The sequence below is a fragment of the Flavobacterium wongokense genome (assembly GCF_021608265.1).
Lineage (GTDB): Bacteria > Bacteroidota > Bacteroidia > Flavobacteriales > Flavobacteriaceae > Flavobacterium > Flavobacterium wongokense.
This window is the reverse complement of sequence record NZ_JAKIHP010000003.1, coordinates 248,011-267,511: the sequence shown is the minus strand read 5'-3', so window position 1 is coordinate 267,511 and position 19,501 is coordinate 248,011. Positions and strand designations below refer to the sequence as shown.

General features: G+C 38.7%; 17 protein-coding genes. All 17 read left to right on the top strand.

The window, feature by feature from the left end:
* Position 1 precedes the first annotated feature (1 nt).
* Genes L1S31_RS10500 through gmd form a run of 17 tightly spaced genes read left to right on the top strand, consistent with a single transcriptional unit; the run spans position 2 to position 19,498 of the window.
* Positions 2-1,078 carry a DegT/DnrJ/EryC1/StrS family aminotransferase gene (locus L1S31_RS10500; RefSeq protein ID WP_236464687.1) on the top strand — a complete coding sequence of 359 codons (1,077 nt, stop codon included), beginning with the start codon at positions 2-4 and terminating at the stop codon, positions 1,076-1,078.
* A 5-nt stretch (positions 1,079-1,083) separates the two neighbouring features.
* Positions 1,084-2,094 carry a glycosyltransferase family 2 protein gene (locus tag L1S31_RS10495; protein WP_236464686.1) on the top strand — a complete coding sequence of 337 codons (1,011 nt, stop codon included), beginning with the start codon at positions 1,084-1,086 and terminating at the stop codon, positions 2,092-2,094.
* Positions 2,094-3,443, top strand: coding sequence for a hypothetical protein (locus L1S31_RS10490; protein WP_236464685.1), 1,350 nt, complete (start codon positions 2,094-2,096; stop codon positions 3,441-3,443). Before L1S31_RS10495 ends, L1S31_RS10490 begins: the two co-directional genes overlap by 1 nt.
* A gap of 17 nt (positions 3,444-3,460) precedes the next feature.
* Positions 3,461-4,897 carry an MBOAT family O-acyltransferase gene (locus tag L1S31_RS10485; protein ID WP_236464684.1) on the top strand — a complete coding sequence of 479 codons (1,437 nt, stop codon included), beginning with the start codon at positions 3,461-3,463 and terminating at the stop codon, positions 4,895-4,897.
* Between the two features lies 1 nt (position 4,898).
* Entirely contained in the window at positions 4,899-5,816 is a 918-nt protein-coding gene (locus L1S31_RS10480) for a DUF1574 domain-containing protein (RefSeq protein WP_236464683.1), read from the top strand.
* Positions 5,813-6,925, top strand: a complete 1,113-nt coding sequence (locus L1S31_RS10475; RefSeq protein WP_236464682.1) for a glycosyltransferase — start codon at positions 5,813-5,815, stop codon at positions 6,923-6,925. Before L1S31_RS10480 ends, L1S31_RS10475 begins: the two co-directional genes overlap by 4 nt.
* Complete coding sequence (locus tag L1S31_RS10470; protein ID WP_236464681.1) at positions 6,925-8,124, top strand: hypothetical protein; 1,200 nt, start codon at positions 6,925-6,927, stop codon at positions 8,122-8,124. The genes L1S31_RS10475 and L1S31_RS10470 overlap by 1 nt, the downstream gene beginning before the upstream one ends.
* An 11-nt stretch (positions 8,125-8,135) precedes the next feature.
* Complete coding sequence (locus L1S31_RS10465; protein WP_236464680.1) at positions 8,136-9,242, top strand: polysaccharide (de)acetylase; 1,107 nt, start codon at positions 8,136-8,138, stop codon at positions 9,240-9,242.
* Entirely contained in the window at positions 9,239-10,369 is a 1,131-nt protein-coding gene (locus tag L1S31_RS10460; protein WP_236464679.1) for a CapA family protein, read from the top strand. Before L1S31_RS10465 ends, L1S31_RS10460 begins: the two co-directional genes overlap by 4 nt.
* Entirely contained in the window at positions 10,369-12,258 is a 1,890-nt protein-coding gene (asnB, locus tag L1S31_RS10455) for an asparagine synthase (glutamine-hydrolyzing) (RefSeq protein WP_236464678.1), read from the top strand. The genes L1S31_RS10460 and asnB overlap by 1 nt, the downstream gene beginning before the upstream one ends.
* 1 nt (position 12,259) lies before the next feature.
* The gene (locus L1S31_RS10450) at positions 12,260-13,267 is read left to right on the top strand and encodes an ATP-grasp domain-containing protein (RefSeq protein ID WP_236464677.1); all 1,008 of its coding nucleotides are present in this window, start codon (positions 12,260-12,262) and stop codon (positions 13,265-13,267) included.
* Positions 13,267-14,235, top strand: a complete 969-nt coding sequence (locus tag L1S31_RS10445; RefSeq protein WP_236464676.1) for a glycosyltransferase — start codon at positions 13,267-13,269, stop codon at positions 14,233-14,235. The genes L1S31_RS10450 and L1S31_RS10445 overlap by 1 nt, the downstream gene beginning before the upstream one ends.
* On the top strand, positions 14,217-15,296 hold the full coding sequence (locus tag L1S31_RS10440; protein ID WP_236464675.1) for a glycosyltransferase: 1,080 nt from the start codon (positions 14,217-14,219) through the stop codon (positions 15,294-15,296). Before L1S31_RS10445 ends, L1S31_RS10440 begins: the two co-directional genes overlap by 19 nt.
* A gap of 13 nt (positions 15,297-15,309) precedes the next feature.
* Positions 15,310-16,224 carry an NAD-dependent epimerase/dehydratase family protein gene (locus L1S31_RS10435; RefSeq protein WP_236464674.1) on the top strand — a complete coding sequence of 305 codons (915 nt, stop codon included), beginning with the start codon at positions 15,310-15,312 and terminating at the stop codon, positions 16,222-16,224.
* 2 nt (positions 16,225-16,226) lie between these two features.
* The gene (locus L1S31_RS10430; protein WP_236464673.1) at positions 16,227-17,360 is read left to right on the top strand and encodes a glycosyltransferase family 4 protein; all 1,134 of its coding nucleotides are present in this window, start codon (positions 16,227-16,229) and stop codon (positions 17,358-17,360) included.
* Between the two features lie 8 nt (positions 17,361-17,368).
* Positions 17,369-18,319 carry a GDP-L-fucose synthase family protein gene (locus L1S31_RS10425; protein WP_236464672.1) on the top strand — a complete coding sequence of 317 codons (951 nt, stop codon included), beginning with the start codon at positions 17,369-17,371 and terminating at the stop codon, positions 18,317-18,319.
* 24 nt (positions 18,320-18,343) lie between these two features.
* Positions 18,344-19,498, top strand: a complete 1,155-nt coding sequence (gene gmd, locus L1S31_RS10420) for a GDP-mannose 4,6-dehydratase (RefSeq protein ID WP_236464671.1) — start codon at positions 18,344-18,346, stop codon at positions 19,496-19,498.
* Positions 19,499-19,501: the final 3 nt, after the last annotated feature.

Genomic DNA, 19,501 nt, shown 5'->3' with positions numbered 1-19,501 from the left:
AATGATAAACGTTACCAAAACCTTTTTTCCGCCAATTGAAGAATACCAGGAGCAATTAGAACGCGTTTGGAAAAATCAATGGCTGACCAATAGAGGAGAATTATTATTAGAATTAGAGGAAAAGGTTAAAAAATATCTTTCGGTTTCCAATGTCATCATTATGACCAATGGAACGATTCCAATTCAAATTGCGCTGAAGATTTTAGGAAAGGAAGGCGAAATCATTACGACGCCTTTTAGTTATGTTGCAACAACGTCTTCGATTGTTTGGGAACACTGCAAACCGGTTTTTGTGGATATCCATCCCGAATATTTAACCATTGATGAAACTAAAATTGAAGCAGCCATAACACCAAAAACCACAGCAATCCTTGCTACGCACGTTTTTGGAAATCCGTGCAATGTGGAAGCGATTGAGGCTATTGCCAAAAAACACAACCTAAAAGTGATTTATGATGCGGCGCATTGTTTCGGTGTGACTTACAAAGGCAAATCGATTTTTGATTTTGGCGATGTGAGTACGTGTAGTTTTCACGCAACCAAATTATTCCATACTGGCGAAGGCGGAGCATTGTTCTGCAATGACGCCGATTTGAACCATAAAATGTATTTCAGCCACAACTTCGGGCACAATGGCCCGTTGGCTTTTCACGGTTTAGGAGTCAATGGAAAAACTTCCGAATTGCAGGCAGCCATGGGATTAGCGGTTTTGCCTTACATTGACGATATCATCCACAGCCGAAAAGAAGCGGTTGAATATTATAATGCCAATCTGGATTGCGGAAAACTGCAAATGCTTAAAATCCGTGAAAATGCAAGCTGGAATTACAGTTATTATCCAATTTTATTGGAATCGGAAGCAAAATTATTGGAAGTGCAGCAGGCTTTAAATGAGGTTGATATTTATCCAAGGCGTTATTTTTATCCATCGTTGAATACCATTGAATTTACCAAAGGGCAATCGATGCCAATTTCTGAAGATGTTGCTTCAAGGGTAATGTGCCTACCGCTTTACGCAGGTTTGGTCGCTTCTGAATTGGAACAGATTGTACATACGATTAATAATAACCTGGGTTAGTTTTAATGAAAAAACTCAGCATCATCATTCCGGCATACAAAGTTGAAGGGTACATTGAAAAATGCATCCGAAGCCTTGAAAATCAGGATTTGCCAAAAGACGAATACGAAATCATTGTTACCAATGATGGTTCGCCTGATCGTTGCCGCGAAATTGTGGAAGATTTGCAAAATGAGTTTTCGAATCTGATACTGATCAATCAGGAAAACCAAGGTGTTTCGATGGCGCGGAATAATGCCATTGCCCAGGCACAAGGCGAATACATCCTGCCAATTGACCCTGATGATTATGTGGTTCCCAATGTTTTGAAATCGGTTTATGAAAATGCCAAATCAAGGAATTTGGATGTTTTATATTTAGCTTACGAGATTTTTGACCGTGAAGGGAATTCCGTTTGGGAAACTGATTACGAATCGAAAAACGATATTATTTTTGATGGAGTTGAAGGCTATTTTGCGCCACGAAGTGTTGAAATGAAAGACCCTGACAGAAGTTGGGCTGTGCTTTACAGGCTGGAAATGCTTAAGGAACACGGAATCCATTATCCTAAAAATGTTCCGTTTCTGGAAGACGGTTTGTTTTTGGGTAAAATATTTACCGTTGCCAAACGCGTTGGTTTTTCATCGGCCAAATTTTACCAGAGAACCATCAGGCAGGGTTCGGCAACCAACTCAAAATTATTGTTTTCCAAAAAAGCAATCGACGGATTTTTATTGGCTGTAGCCGATTTAAAAGATTTCTCAAAAACCATCACAAATGGCAGTAAACAACGAGGTTTGATTAACCACGTTATGGCAAAATTTGTCTTTTTGCCCTTGAGTTCCTGTTTGAAATCCAACAATTTCAATGATTTTTTAAAGATTATAAAAGCATTGAAAAACCTTGGTTTGAAAAAATTGGATTTGGAAGGCTGCAGCGGAATTTACCTGAAATATGGACAAGCCTACAATAAGTCGGTTACGCATTTCATGATTGTATATTACAGCCGTCTCTTCAAAATGAAATACAATAATTAATGACTGAAAAGATAGAGCAATTTTATCAGTCGTTGTATCAGGAATTGCAGTCCAAATTGGGCTCTTGTATTTATAAGGATGTAGATGTAATTCCAATGACAATACAGTTTTACCTCAATACGATTATCAACAGCAAAGCCTTGGTGAATCAAATCCAACAGCTTTCCAATGAGGATGAAATGCAGCTTTTGGTCGAGCGCTATTTTGAAGGTTTTTTTAAGCCAAAAAGCAATAAGTTCAAATTAATTTCACAGGATATTTTCAGGTATTTCTACCATCTGTTATTTCATAAAACACAAAAATCAAATGCCGATTTTTTTGTTTTCATTACCAATAAAAAGTTCTTCTCTTATAGCAAACCCATAAAGGAAGCATTGGAACAACAGGGTAAGAAAGTAGAATTCCTGCTTTGGGATAAAAACGACGCTGATTCAAACAACACCGATAAAAAACATTTGCCAAAGTCTGATTTTCCTTCTTTCAGTAAAGGATATTTTGAACACCACAATTTTACAACGCTTGTTGACAGAGCCAACGGTTTTCTGCCTTTGCTCAAAAATAAAAAGCTGATTGTGATTGAAGGCGATTTGGAGTCGCAGCATATTTTAGGATTATTGGGAAGCAAAAACAACTTTGAAACCTATTGCCTGCAATGGGGTTTCTTTGGAAAAACCGCAACGAAGCCAGGTTGGAGGAATATGCCGTTTGATAAATTTTTGGTTTGGGGCGATTTTTTCGAGGCCAATTTTAAGCCTTACAATCCACAACTCAATATAATTTCGTGTGGACATCCTTCGCTGAAAGACAATGAGGTTTTTGAAAAAGGAAAGGTAATCTTGTTTGCAGTCCAAAAGAAATTTGGCGAGCATATTACCACTCAGGATGTGTTGGATTTTATTCATTTTGCAGCCAAAACGGCAAAGCAAATGCCCGATTATAAAATCATCATCAGAAGCCATCCTGATTTTGAGATTCCGCAAAATATTCAACAGGAATACCAATCGGTTCAGAATATAATTTGGCACGATTATAAGAATTTCAGCCTGAACCAGAGTTTTGATGAGGCGAAATATTGCGTCAGCATTTCGTCAACGGTAAGTTTGGAATCGATAGCGTATGGCTGTTATCCGCTGTATGTTAAAATTAATGAATTGCCGTTGCAGATTCATGAATTGCTTAGCAAAAACTCGAATCATCAGCATGTTTTTGATTCTGAAAACTTTATAGCAGGCATCCAACATTTAGAAACACAGCATTTGAAAAATTATCTAGCCGATTTTAAAAACAAACTCTATAAAAACCTTGGAACAGCTGCCCTAAATGCAATTGTTTCCGAATTAAACACATAAAATAGTACACGCCATATATGCTTTTTAACTCTGTAAATTTTGCAATATTCCTTCCGATAGTTTTTCTGCTCTATTGGTTTGTTGCAAATAAAAATTTGAAGCTTCAGAATATTTTACTGTTGGTTTCGAGTTATTTCTTTTATGCCTGTTGGGATTGGAGGTTTATGTTCCTGCTGATTTTTTCCACACTTTTGGACTATTTCACCGGACTCAAAATGGCAGAATCAAAGACAAAATCGGGTAAAACATTTTGGTTTTGGCTCAGCGTCACCGTGAATCTTGGGTTTTTGGCAGTCTTTAAATATTATAATTTCTTTGCGGAATCGTTTGCCGAATTAATCGCCAATTTTGGACTTCACGTAAATCCATGGACGCTCAAAGTGATACTTCCGGTTGGAATTTCATTTTACACCTTCCACGGTTTGTCCTATGTCATCGATATTTATAAAAACAGGATTCCAGCCGAAAAGGACTTTGTCGAATATTCGGTTTTCGTAAGTTTCTTTCCTTTGCTTGTTGCCGGTCCAATTGAGCGTGCGACGCATTTGTTACCACAGATAAAAGTCAAAAGGCATTTTGATTATTCCAAAGCTGTTGATGGCTTGCGCCAGATTTTGTGGGGATTATTCAAAAAGATTGTCATCGCCGACCAATGTGCGATTTATGCCAACCAGATTTTTAATGACGCCGGGCATCAATCGGGAAGCAATTTGTTTTTAGGTGCTTTGTTCTTTACGTTCCAGATTTATGGTGACTTTTCAGGATATTCAGATATTGCTTTGGGAACAGCACGATTATTTGGAATTGAATTATTGCGAAACTTCGCCTTCCCTTATTTTTCAAGGGACATAGCCGAGTTTTGGCGACGCTGGCATATTTCGCTTTCCACCTGGTTTAGGGATTATTTATATATTCCACTTGGCGGAAGCAAAGGTGGAACCTGGATGAAAGTTAGAAACACATTCATCATTTTCCTGGTCAGCGGTTTCTGGCATGGCGCCAATTGGACGTTCATCGCGTGGGGACTTTTGAATGCGTTGTTTATTATGCCTTCAATTATTTTCAATACGCACAGGAACAATCTTGAAATCGTTGCGAAAGGAAGTTATTTTCCAAACCTGAAGGAACTTTTATCAATTATCATCACCTTCCTGATGGCCGTTTTTGCCTGGATATTTTTTAGGGCGTCGAGCATTACCAATGCCTTTGCCTACATCAGGGAAATGTTTTCACCATCATTTTTTACAAAGCCAACCGTCACGCCTTATATTGTATTTTTCTTTATCGTGTTTTTTATGGTTGTAGAATGGCTTGGGCGTGAAGAAGAATATGCCTTGAATAAGTTTGGCCTGAATTGGCCCAAATTCATCCGACACGGATTTTATATGTTATTGATCACTGCCATTTTCCTGTTTTCAACGAAGGAACAGCAATTTATTTATTTCCAATTCTAGTATGAAAAAGTTCCTAAAAAACATCCTGATTTTTGGATTGGTATTTTTTCTTTTGGATAAAATATTCATCTTTTTCATCGCAGTTTCACCCGAAAAGGAAGCAGACAAACGCTTAGAATTATTGATAAACGGAAAGATAAACAAGGAAATTATAATCTTGGGTTCATCAAGAGGAGCACGTAACATCATCGCTTCCGAAATCGAAAAGAAAACAGGTCATTCGACTTACAACCTGGCTTATCCGGGTTCGGATATTGAGTTTCACGAATTCATCACCAGGACTTTGTTGAAGTTCAATAAGGCTCCCAAAGTTATCCTGCTTTCTGTAGATTATCCGATGGCATTTTTACCGGATTCAATCCTGAATTTCAGGCTCGACCGATTATATCCATTGGTAAAATACAATTACATCAACGAGGAATTGGTGGCAAGAGATGAGAAAAATATCATCATGTCCAATCTTTTTGCGCTAAGCCGAATGAACAAAACCAATTTTGACATCAGGCAGAAGAAATTCACGGCTTTGGACACGCTTTATGCCGATGGTTCGATGCCAATCAGTTTCCAGAAAGAAGGTGAAGACTGGACTCAGGCAGCAACTGTAACAAAATACGATTCCAAAAAAGAGTTGGAAGTAAAGCTGGAATGTTTCCAAAAAATAATTGCGTTATGCCAGGAAAAAAACATCCAATTAATCATAATCCAACCGCCATTATTTGATCCAATGGATGGCGCTTTCAGGGAAAGGCTGAAGCAATTGACCCAGAATAAGATTCCGTTTTTTGATTACAACAATCAGAATCCGATTTATAAAAACAAGGACTATTTCTACGACAGGACACATTTGAACCGTAAAGGAGCAACAATTTTCACCGATGAAATAGCCAATTATTTAAACACACACTACTCAAAGTTATGAGTTCAAAAAAAATACTGATTGTAACCAACGGTTTCTTTCCCGAAATTTCGCCGCGTTCCTTTAGGGCAACAGAATTGGCGAAAGAATTGGTAAGAAAGGGACACGAAGTTACCGTTTGTACCCATTTCCGTGAAGGTTTGGAAGCGTTTGCTGTGCAACATAATTTCAGGCTTATCGATTTAGGAAAACTGACTTGGCCAAGACCGGTTGTTAAAGGAAGTGGCGTTGAGTTTTTAGTCAGAAGAATAATCGCAAGATTTTCGGCTTTGCTGTTTGAATATCCAACAATTCAGTTGATTCCGTTGATTAAGAAAGCGCTTAAGAATGAAAAAGGGTATGACGCCTTGATTTCTGTGGCCGTTCCATATCCAATACATTGGGGTGTTTCCAAAATCTGGTCAAAGAAAAACCCGATTGCCAAAACCTGGATTGCCGATTGTGGAGATCCATATATGGGACAGGAAAATGACACCTTCAAACCGCCTTTTTATTTTGGCTACCTAGAGAAAAAGTTTTGCCGGAAGGCCGACTTTATAACAGTTCCAACACAAAATTCGATTCCGGGTTATTATCCCGAATTCCATGACAAAATCAAAGTGATTCCGCAGGGTTTCCGATTTGAGGATGTGGCATTATATAACGGTCCGTTGAATAAGGAGAAAATCATTTTTGGCTATGCCGGAATGTTTATTCCCGGAAGGCGCGACCCATCAGAATTCCTAACGTACCTGAATAGTTTGGATGAGAGTTTTAAATTTGAATTCCATATTTATACGACAACGCCACAGTTTGTTGCTCCATTTGTAGAAGGAAGTAAAGGCAGGATTGTCATGCAGCCAATCGTTCCGAGGGAAAAATTGCTTTATGAATTATCAAAAATGCATTTTGTGGTTAACTTTGAAAATGTTGGGCACAAACAAACCCCAAGTAAATTAATCGATTATTTAATTATTGACAAACCCGTATTGAGTGTTACCTTTGGCAACCTGCAGCCAGAAATTTTCCAGGAATTTTTAAATGCAGATTACAAGCACAAAATGCTTTTGCCTGAGAAGGATAATTACCGGATAGAGAATGTTGCTTCACAGTTTATAGCTTTAATACCTTAATGAAAAACGCCTTTTTTTATTTTATCCTTTTTCCGTTTCTGGGGTTTATCAATGCCCTCAGGAACTATAGAAGTAGCTGGGCAAAGCCTACTGTAATCATGTTTGTTTCCTTTTTTGGATTGTCAATGGTTAAAAGCGATACGGTTGACAGTACGCGATATGTCCAGAATCTTGAGATGATGTATAACAGCAATAAGGATTTTGAGACGATACAGGCAGGTTTTTATAATAGCGAAGGCGGCGGTCAGGCCGATATTTATGTGACTTTGACCACATTTTTATTTTCATTGTTTACCGATAATGGAAATATCCTCTTTATGTTTTTCGGATTGGTATTCGGATATTTTTATGCCAATAATATTTGGCTGGTTTTAAATCAATCTAAAGGGAAACTGCATTGGGAGCAGCATTTATTACTGGCTGCTTTTAGTATGATTATTGGTTTCTGGACCATCAATGGAGTGCGTATGTGGACGGCAGCGCACATCTTTTTCTACGGAGGTTTCCTCTATTTATTCCAGGACAGGAAAAAAGGATTGGCGATTGCGGCAAGCAGTATCCTGTTCCACTTTTCATTCGTACTGCCGGTATTCCTGTTGATTTCGTATAGTTTGGTTAAATTGAATTTCAGGTTTTTATACCTTTTCTACATTGCCAGTTTCTTTATTGCGGAGTTGAATGTCGATTTTATCAGGACAACTTTAGAATCCAATTTACCTGATTTCCTGCTTCCAAAAGTCAAGACATATTTCAACGAAGATTATCTCGAAGGATACGAAGAAGTCGCCGTTTCGGTGAATTGGTATGTCCTGTATTATAAAAAAATCCTAACGTATTTTACGGTAATTTTTATCTCCATCATATTCTTTAAAGCGAATCCTACGGCGCAGACCAAAAAGCTGCTGGGATTTTCATTATTGTTCTTATCGGTGGCGAATATTTTGAGTCTGCTTCCTTCAGGTGCACGATTTTTAAATGTGGCATTCCTATTTTCATTGGCAACCTCATTCATCATTGCATCAAACAGTAAAGATATTTTTATTTCCAAAAGCGTCAGGTTTTTATCGCCGCTGCTGATTTTGTTCTGTATTATCTCAGTCCGATTATCATTGGATTATTTCAACGTTACGACACTTACCAATCCGTTAGTTGTGTTTCTGACCAATATAAATCAACCTCTGATTGATTTCATAAAATAGCATCTGAATTAATGCCTTCTAAAATTTCGTATTTAAAATCCTTTGCTGCTGCTGCCGACATCAACAGGAAAGGAAATACTGTAAAGGAAAAACTGATTATCATTGAGTCTGATGATTGGGGTGCCATTCGAACGCCCTCAAAAGAGGCTTTGAATTATTTTGAGCAAAAAGGATTTGACATAGCCAACAGCATTTATAAAAATGATGCACTTGCCTCGCGGGATGATTTGGAAAAACTGTTTGAGGTTTTGCAGTCCTACAAAGGCAGCGATGGAAAACCAGCAGTGATTACCGCAAACGCCATTATGGCAAATCCCGATTTTGATAAGATAAAAGCACATGATTTCAAGGAATATTTTTTCGAGCCTTTTACTGAAACCTTAAAACGTTATCCTAAGCATCAGAATAATTTCCAACTCTGGAAACAGGGAAGCGAAAATGGAATTTTCCATCCGCAATTCCACGGCCGTGAGCATTTGAATATCAAACGCTGGATGAAAGCGCTGCAATCAAAGGATGAAGCTATTCTGACTTCGTTTGAACAGCAAACTACCTATTCCGGAAAAGGCGATTATAGCTTTATGGAAGCCTACGATTGGGATTCACCGGAAGATGTAAATGAACATAAGACCATTATTCAAGACGGATTAAAAATCTTTGAAGAGCATTTCGGATTTAAGCCAAAAAGCTTTATCGCGCCTTGCTATAATTGGGATACCCAATTGGAATCTTTTTTAGCTGACCAAGGAATAGAATGGATTCAAAGCCTGCGTTCCCAATTGCAGCCAACCGGAGTTTTCAATGAATACCAAGCCATAAGGCACAGTTTTGGGCAAAAGCAAAACGGACTGCGTTACAACATTCGGAATTGCTTTTTTGAGCCAAGCATGCTGCCACAAAAAGATTGGGTAAATGGCTGCCTGGCACAAATCCAGGCTGCGTTTTTATTTTCAAAACCTGCTGTTATTTGTTCGCACCGAATCAATTTTGTGGGTTTCATCAATCCGAAAAATGGAGAAAGAGGTTTAAATGATTTGGATTTATTGCTGAAAACCATTGTCAAAAAATGGCCGGACGCAAAATTTATTACCACAGACGAATTATCTAAATATATATGATTAAAGTAGGTTTTACAGGCGATTTCTGCCCTTGGCTTCGTGTTGAAAAGGAAGTCAAAGCCAACAATTGGAAACCTTTATTTGAAGAGGTGCAACCTTTTTTTGAGGCAAATGATTTGAATGTTTTGGATTTGGAATGTCCATTGACAACTTCAACCAACGGAATCAGCAAAACCGGTCCACATATCAAATCACATCCGGAAACGGCAACGATTTTGAACCATCTGAATTGCGGATTGGTGGCAACAGCCAACAATCACTTTAAGGATTATGGCTGGAAAGGCATGCAGGAAACTTATGAGGCTTTGGGAAAACACAAGATTTCATGGTTGGGAAGTGGAGCCAATTTTGAAGAAGCATCTAAAACCTTTTATTGGAAAAAGGACGGAATCACTATCGCTTTTATCAATGTTACCGAAAACGAATGGACCACAACACACGATGAAACTCCGGGTTGCAACCCAATAGATTTGACGAATGTTTTTTATCAGATTCGGGAAGCCAAAAACCAGGCTGATTTTGTGGTAGTCATTGCTCATGGCGGCCACGAACATTACGAACTGCCAAGCCCGAGAATGAAAAAATGGTACCGCTTTTTTGTCGATGCCGGAGCAAATGCGGTTGTGGCTCATCATACGCATATCATTTCGGGGTATGAAGTTTACAATGATGCACCAATTTTTTACAGCCTTGGAAATTTCTGTTTTGATTGGGACGGCTTGCGCAATAAGCCTTGGAACAAAGGAATGATTCTTCGTTTGGGATTTGAAAAAAGCAAACCGATAACTTTCGAAATGGAATTTGTACACCAAAACAGCGAAGCTGTTGGACTTTCGTTGTTGAAAGGTGAAGATAAAAATGAAATGCTCGAGCATTTGTATAAACTGAATGCCATCATTGAGGACGATACCAAGTTGGAAGCCGAATTCCAAAAATATGCTGAAACCTGGAAAGCGGTGATGAATACCTGGATTCAGCCTTATAAAGGGAAAATCATGTCGAGCCTTTACAAGAGAGGACTTTTACCTTCGATAATTACCAAAAGAAAAAAATTGCTTTACACGAATCTGATTCAGTGTGAGGCACACCGCGATATATTGTTACAATCCATAAACCCCAATAAATAATGTGCGGATTTACAGGATATTTTAATTTTGATAACAGCAAAGCAACGGGTAACGAAGTTATCCGCCAAATGCTTTCGATACAAAAACACCGCGGTCCGGACGATTCCGGAATCGTGGCAATAAATACCCAGGAAAAAACCTTTGAAAATGTTTCGATTTCTGAGGATGTGAATTTCAAAAATCCAAGTGATTTGATTTTTGGATTTAACCGATTGAGTATTTTAGATCTTTCTCCTGCAGGGCATCAGCCAATGGTAAGCCCAAATCAGAAAGTAATCCTGATGATGAACGGCGAAATCTACAACGCATTTGATTTCAAACCTGAACTGGAACAGAAAGGCCATGTTTTCAAAAGCACTTCCGATACCGAAGTAGTACTTCATTTATATTCTGAATATGGCATGGAAAAAATGATTTCAATGCTCAACGGAATGTTTGCCATGGCGATTTATGACTTAGAATTGGACACGTTGTTTTTGGCACGCGACCGTTTCGGCATCAAGCCTTTATACCTTTTACAGGAAGAAGGAAGGTTGGCTTTTGGTTCGGAAATGAAGAGTTTCAAACCATTGCCAGGCTTCAAATTTGAACCAGATTTTAGTAAGCTGGATGAGTTTTTATTGTTTCGGAATGTGATTAACGATACACTGTTTAAGAATATCACAAACTGTACTCCGGGAACATATTTGAGTGTGAAAAATGGTAAAATAGAGTCAAACACTTATTATGAATTAGACCAGGAAGGAAATAACAAAATCGCCAATAAAGACGCACAAAACCAGTTGGAAAACGCCTTACAGAAAAGTGTCGATTCCCAAATGATCAGTGATGTAAAATTGGGTTGCCAACTTTCCGGCGGTGTCGATTCTTCATTGGTCAGTTATTATGCTGCCGAATCTTTGAACGAAGGGAACCTCGAAACCATTTCGATAATCTTTAAGGACCAGCGTTTTTCGGAAGAAAAATATATTGACAAAGTTGCTGAACAATTGGATTTGAAGGCACACAAATACGAAATGGACGCTCAATATTATTTCGAGGTTTTGGAAAAAGCCATTTGGCATTTTGAGCATCCGTTGAATCATCCAAATACCATTGGAATTTACCTGTTGAGCCAGGAAGCCAAAAAGCATGTTACCGTTTTGTTGAGCGGAGAAGGAGCAGACGAATGCCTTGCCGGTTACAGTCGTTTTATTCGTGCGCTTAGATTTCCATTCAATCGTGAATTTTTAGGCGGACTGAAACGAAATTCAAAATTTGCTTTCGAATATTTAAGCTATTTCCTGAATCCGAACAAGCGAATGGTAATGGAAACCGCTTTTGGCAGTTTGGCTACAGCCCATTCGCTGAAAGCCAATTTCAAATTGGATAACGCGATTAATGACAGGGTAAAAACCTTGAACAGGCTCAAAGGAAACACCAATCTGAAACAAAGAAAATACGAGCTACTGACTTATTTGCCCGACTTATTAATGCGTCAGGACAAGATGTCGATGGCACACTGCATCGAAAACCGCGTTCCGTTTTTGGATAACAACATGGTTTCAACATCATTGAATATTTCAGGAGATTTACTAATTGCAAAACACAACGGCAAAGACGAAAACAAGGTTTTATTAAAGGATATTTGTGCTTCAAAATTTGGTGAAGATTTCGCATACCGTGATAAAATGGGATTTGGGATTCCGTTAAGGGAATTTTTCTCTTCGGATGTTTTCAAACAAAAATGGAATGCTAAAATTGCTCCGGGAATCCAAAAACGTGGGCTTTTTGAATTAAAGGAATTGAATTCCTGGATTAATAATATTGCCAATGCGTCGCCAGATCAAATGGATGCCATTTGGCTGATGCTAGGATTTGAACTTTGGGCACAACACTATTTAGATTAAAATGATAGCCATTCACAATAATAAAAGCACCGATTTATTCCATTTCAGATGGATGGATTATTGCGACAAAAACAATATTCCTTATAAACTGGTTAATTGTTATGATAACGATATTATCCAGCAGTTAAAAGGCTGTTCGGCTTTGATGTGGCATTACCATCAGGCAAGCCCAACAGATATTGTGATGGCGAAATCGCTACTTTTTTCTTTGGAACAAAGCAGTACAAAAGTGTTCCCTGATTTTAATACTGCCTGGCATTTTGATGATAAGGTAGCACAGAAATATTTGTTGGAAGCCTTGGAAACCGATTTGGTTCCGACCTGGGTTTTCTACGATAAAAAAACCGCCAATCAATGGATTGATAAGGCTTCGTTTCCAAAAGTATTCAAACTCAAAGGTGGTGCAGGTTCCCAAAATGTGCAATTGGCCAAAACAAAGCAGGAAGCCAGAGCGCTAGCCAATCAGGCATTTGGTAAAGGTTTTGCAGCTTATGATGGTTGGGGGAGCATCAAGGAACGCTATCGAAAATGGCGTTTAGGAAAAACCAATTTTTTTGATGTAGCCAAAGGTTTTGCGCGATTGGCAAATCCGCCGCGTTATGCCAAAGTAATGGGAAAGGAAATGAATTACCTTTATTTTCAGGAGTTTATCGCCAATAATGATTCGGATATCAGGATTGTGGTCATTGACGGAAAGGCATTTGGTATCAAACGGATGAACCGCGAAAATGACTTCAGGGCTTCAGGAAGTGGATTCATTTTGTACGACAAGGAATCGATTGACGAGCGTTTCGTAAAAGCCGCTTTTGAAATCCATAAAAAACTAAAGGCACAATGCATTGCCTACGACTTTGTGTTGGATAATAACAAACCACTTTTGATTGAAATCAGTTATGGTTTTGCCAATGCAGGTTATGATGATTGTGTGGGTTATTGGGATGAAGAAATGAATTGGTACGAAGGCAGGTTCAATCCGTATGGCTGGATGATTGACATGATGTTGAAATAATGAAGGATTACGCACCGTTATTGGTCATGGTTTATGACCGTTTGGATAGTTTGAAAAAATGCATTACAGCCTTGCAGCAATGTGAAGAAGCAAAAGCGTCTGAACTTTATATTTCTTCGGATGCAGCTTATCGTAATCAGGACATTGAAAAAATAGAAGCGGTTAGGGAATACATCCAAACCGTTACCGGATTTAAAAAAGTAATACCAATTGCTCCAAAAGAAAACCGTGGGTTAAACGGTGCCTATAACGCTGCAATTGATCTGATTTTTAAGGAACACGATACTTTTATTTTTTTGGAAGATGATATTATTGTAGCTCCCGATTTCCTGAAATTTGTCAATGAAGGTTTGGAATTTTATAAAAACGATCCAAAAGTGCTTTCGGTTTCCGGATTTTCGCATTCAGTTTTTTTTGAGATTGATGATAAATCAAAATCGGATGTTTATTTTACAAACCGTTGGTGTCCCTGGGGATTTGCTTCCTGGAGAAATAAGATTTTGGATGTTCATGCACTGTCAATGGAAGAATTGAGCCAGGATTTACACGATAAGAAATTCGTAAGGAAACTGGACAAAATCGGAATTGACCTGTTCACCGCTTTCCAGCGGAAATTATATAAAAATGAACCTTTGGTTTTGGATTACCGCTATGTGCATTATATGGTCAAAAACGATTTGTATGCGGTTACGCCTTATACGACAAAAACGTTCAACATTGGAAACGACGGGCAGGGAACAAGGACCCGGAAAAATGAGAAGTTCACCAGCTTTGATTTAGAAACCTTGAAAAAGATTGTACCTTTTCGGTTTTCGGAATTCTCTAATGACAAAATAAACAACGCGTTTAATTTTTTAACCAATAATACCAGGACCAGTAAACTCAAAAGAGTACTGAATGCAATAGGCTTATTGCAGTTTGGTTATTATCTGCACGAACGAAAAAAGAAATGGCGCAAAAGAAAATAGTCATTGTATTGCCAAAGCTTACTCCGGGCGGAACTGAACGGACTGCAGTGGTTTTGGCAAATTATATGGTTGAAAAAAATATCGATGTTACCATTTTGGTAATGTTCAAAAGGGATAAATTTTACGAACTGCATCCTAAAGTAAAGTTGATGGAACCTGATAATTTCAGGGATAAATACGGTAAAATATTATCGTTCCCAATTTTATTATGGTATCTGCGCAAAAGCATCAAAGCCGAAAAACCAGACACGGTTTTCTGTTTGGGCTATATGCTTTTGGGAATCATCACTTCGGTCGGAATAAAAACAAAAGTCATTATCTCAGGACGAAGCAGCCCGGACAGGGTAAGGTTTCCCGGAAATGCTTTATTCAATGCTTTTTATAATTTCTGTTATGCTGTTTTCAAATTCAGGATTGACGGAATCATCGCGCAGACGAATTATGCTAAAGAAGTGTACCAAAAAAAATACAGCTGCCCAATTGTTGTGATTCCGAATTTCCTTAGGGAAATCAAGGAGTTTCAGCATCAAAGAAAAAATCAGATTATCACTCTCGGACGTTGTTCCTACGAAAAGGCGCAGCATTTTTTGCTTGAGGCTTTCGCCAAAATCAATGCTCCAAACTGGACTTTAGCCATAGTTGGCGACGGACCTTTATTGGATGATTTAAAAAATCAGGCAAAGGCATTAAATATCGCAGAAAAAGTCGAATTTTGCGGCTTTCAAAAAGAAGTCGATTTTTATTTGTCGCAAGCCAAAATATTCGGATTTACCTCTATCATTGAAGGATATCCAAATGCATTGATTGAAGGAATGGCAAACGGATTGGCGCCTGTAAGTTTCAATTGCGTTGCCGGACCGTCGGACATTATAAAGGAAAACGAAAACGGATTTCTGATTCCGGTTGGAAATGTGGCTCTTTTTGCAGAAAAATTGCAATTGCTGATTGATAATCAGGATTTATTGGATAAAATAAGCAGCAATGCTTCAAAAATTAAACAGACTAACGATTTAAAAATTATAGCCGGACAGTACCAGGATTTTTTGCTTCCGTCGGCATAAGAAAATAATATATATGAAGATTTTAATAACAGGTGGCGCCGGATTTATTGGTTCAGCCATAGTGCCAAAACTGCAAAGTGAAAACCACGATGTCTTTGTTTTTGACAATTTGAGTTTCGGGAACAGGGAATTTATCAATCTTACCGATAATCATTTTTTCCTTGGCGATATCCGCGATGCAGTTGCAGTTTCAAAAACTATTGAATCGATTTCACCCGATATCATCATCCATTTGGCTGCGGTACATTTTATTCCGTATTGCAACGAGCATCCGTTTGAATCTTCGGACATTAACATCCGCGGAACGATGAATGTTCTGGAAGCTGCCAAAAAAGTAAAAAACCTTAAAAAAATAGTGTTTGCCTCAACCGCTGCGGTTTACCCAATTTCAAATAATGCCGTTGCCGAAACAGACGAAGTAAGGCCTTTGGATATTTATGGTTTGAGCAAACTGGCTGGCGAGCAATTGTTGCAGAAATTCCATCTTGAAACAGGAATTGATACCATCTGCTGCCGATTCTTTAATGCATTTGGTCCAAATGAAACCAATCCGCACCTTATCCCTGAAATCGAAAAACAGATTAAGGACGGAAGCCGCAAAATTGCTTTAGGAAACTTAACGCCAAAACGCGATTTCATCCATACACACGATATGGCAAATGCGGTTTCGGCGTTGACTAAGCTTGAAAATGTTGGTTTCGACACCTTCAATTTAGGACGCGGAATCGAATATGCAGTAACAGAAGTTGTTGCCGAATTCGAGAAAATCCTAAACGAAAAAATCGTTATAGAAGTCGATCCTGCAAGAGTTCGGAAAGTGGAAAGACTACACTTGTTGGCAGATGTTTCTAAATTAAAACAAAGGACAGGCTGGGAACCACAATGGAGCCTGAACCAGGGAATTAAGGATTTGGTTGAAAACTGGTAATTATGGAAGACAGATTTAAATTAGGCTTACTTTTCAATTTCAATCCAAAATGGACTGGCGGAATCATCTACCTGATCAACGCCATCCGCATTCTAAATTTCCTTGATGACAAAGACAAGCCAAAAGTTGTGGTGCTTTACAATCCGGCTTTGAAAAAATATATAGACGAAATTGAATATCCTTATCTCGAATTGGTTCCGCATAATTTTTCATCGATTTATAAAGGTTACGTTGATTCGATTTTAAAGAATAAAAACACTTTTGTGCACGACTTGGTTGTCAATCATAAGCTGGACGCGATTTTCCCGATGCACGATTATCCGGTAAAGAGCAAGCTTGATGCCAAATTGGTTTCGTGGTACGCCGACTTACAGCATATGTATTATCCGCAGTTTTTTACCAAAAGGAAAGTAATCGAGCGTAATGCAAGAATAAGGCTTATATTGAAAAACTCTAAGGATTTGGTGGTTTCAAGCCAGGCTGTTAAAGACGATTTCCTGAAATTTTTTAAGGTTCCAAAAAACCTGAATGTGCATATTTATCATTTCGTTTCCATCATTGAAGGTTTGCCAGATATGAGTTTTGATGAAATCCGCGCCAAATACGATTTGCCCGAACATTTCTATATGATCAGCAACCAGTTCCACAAACACAAAAACCACAAGGTTGTTTTTGAGGCTGTGGCCGAATTAAAGAAAAAAGGAATCGAAGTTTCCATCGGAATTACAGGACGTTTCCCAGACGAACCGGATTCGCCGTACATGCAGGAATTACACGATATCATCAATAAAAACGATTTGAAAGGCTCAATTAAATTTTTGGGACTCATACCGCGTGGCGACCAATTATTATTGATGAAATATTGCAAAGCGATATTGCAGCCTAGTTTGTTCGAAGGTTGGAGCACCGTTATTGAAGACGCAAAATCACTTCAGGTTCCGGTTATTGCGGCAAATCTGAATGTGAATATTGAACAATTAGAGGAAAAAGGGACTTATTTTGAGCCACACAATGTTGCTCAATTGGTTTCGATTATGGAAAATTATCCAAACAGGGATTATACCAAACAATTATACGATTCTTATGAAAGCCGAATGAAAGCGGCTGCTTATGAGTTGTTGGCTGTTTTTAAATAAAATATAAGATGGACAAATCTTCAAAAATATACATCGCAGGACATAAAGGAATGGTCGGAAGTGCCATTTGGAATGCGTTAAAGGCAAAAGGTTACGAAAACCTAATCGGGAAAACCAGTAAGGAACTCGACTTGAGGAATCAGGCTGCAGTTCAGGAATTTTTTGCCAATGAAAAACCCGATGTTGTCATTGATGCTGCCGCAAGAGTAGGTGGAATATTGGCAAACAATAATTATCCGTTTACGTTCCTGATGGAAAACATGCAGATTCAGAATAACCTTATCGATACGTCCCTGCAACAGGATGTTGACAAATTTATCTTTTTGGGAAGTTCGTGCATTTATCCAAAACTGGCTCCGCAGCCTTTAAAGGAAGACTGTCTTTTGACTTCTTCATTGGAACCAACAAACGAATGGTATGCGATTGCAAAAATTTCCGGAGTGAAAGCCTGCGAATCTATCAGGAAACAATTCGGTAAAGACTTTGTGAGTCTGATGCCAACGAACCTTTACGGTCCAAATGACAATTTCGATTTGCAGACCTCACACGTTTTGCCGGCGATGATTCGTAAATTCCACGAGGCCAAACTCAACAATAACGAATCGGTAACGCTTTGGGGTTCTGGTTCGCCGATGCGCGAATTCCTTCATGTGCATGATTTGGCTGATGCCGTAGTTTTTGCTTTGGAAAATCCGTTTGCCGAGAATTTGTATAACATTGGAACCGGAGTGGATCTCACGATAAAATCTTTGGCAGAATTAATCCAGAAAACGGTTGGACATACAGGTGAAATCATCTGGGATAGCACAAAACCAGACGGGACACCTAGAAAATTAATGGATGTTTCCAAAATGGCTAACCAAGGCTGGAAGGCTAAAATTTCGTTGGAAGACGGAATCCAATCAACCTACAACTGGTTTTTGGAACACGAACATTCGTTCAAGGAAGTCAAAATGTAATTATCACATATAAAAAATCAAGAAATGAAAACCGCATTAATTACAGGAATTACAGGACAGGACGGAGCTTATTTGGCAGAACTGCTTCTTGAAAAAGGCTATATGGTTCACGGTATCAAAAGACGTTCGTCGCTTTTTAATACGGATAGGATTGACCATTTGTACCAAGATCCACATGCTAAGGGAATTCGTTTGAAACTGCATTATGGCGATATGACCGATTCGATGAATATTACCAGGATTATCCAGGAAGTTCAGCCCGATGAGATTTACAATTTAGCGGCGATGTCACATGTAAAAGTGAGTTTTGATACGCCTGAATATACTGCAAATGCTGACGGAATTGGAACACTTCGACTTTTGGAAGCGGTTCGTTTGTTAGGCTTGCAAAACAAAACCAAGATTTACCAGGCATCAACTTCGGAGCTGTATGGTTTGGTTCAGGCTGTTCCGCAATCGGAAACCACGCCGTTTTATCCGCGTTCGCCTTATGCTGTTGCCAAAATTTACGCCTACTGGATTACGGTAAATTACCGCGAAGCCTACAATATGTTTGCCTGCAACGGAATCCTGTTCAATCACGAATCGCCTTTGCGTGGTGAAACTTTTGTAACAAGGAAAATCACAAGGGCTGTTGCCAAAATTGCCCTTGGATTACAAAAAGATTTATATATGGGTAACCTTGACGCACAACGCGATTGGGGTCATGCCAAAGATTATGTAGAAGCCATGTGGAGGATACTGCAACAGGAAACTGCGGAAGATTATGTAATCGCAACAGGAATTACAACACGTGTACGCGATTTTATAAAAATGGCGTTTAACGAAGTTGGTTTTAAATTAAGATTTGAAGGAGAAGGCGTAGAGGAAGTAGGTGTTTTAGAAGCTATAGATGCTGATAGATACCAAGCAGCTTTGGGAAAGGATTGCGTAGCAAAAGACATTTCGGTTCCTGCAATCGGTAGTACGATTGTTAAGGTTGACCCAAGTTATTTCCGCCCTACAGAAGTGGATTTGTTGATTGGTGATCCTTCAAAATCAAAAACAAAATTAGGCTGGCAGCCAAAATACAATCTTGAAATGCTGGTTGAGGAAATGGTCGCTTCAGACGTTAAATTGTTCCAAAGGGATATCCATTTGGCTGAAGGCGGACACAAAATCCTGCGCCAAGCAGAATAATAT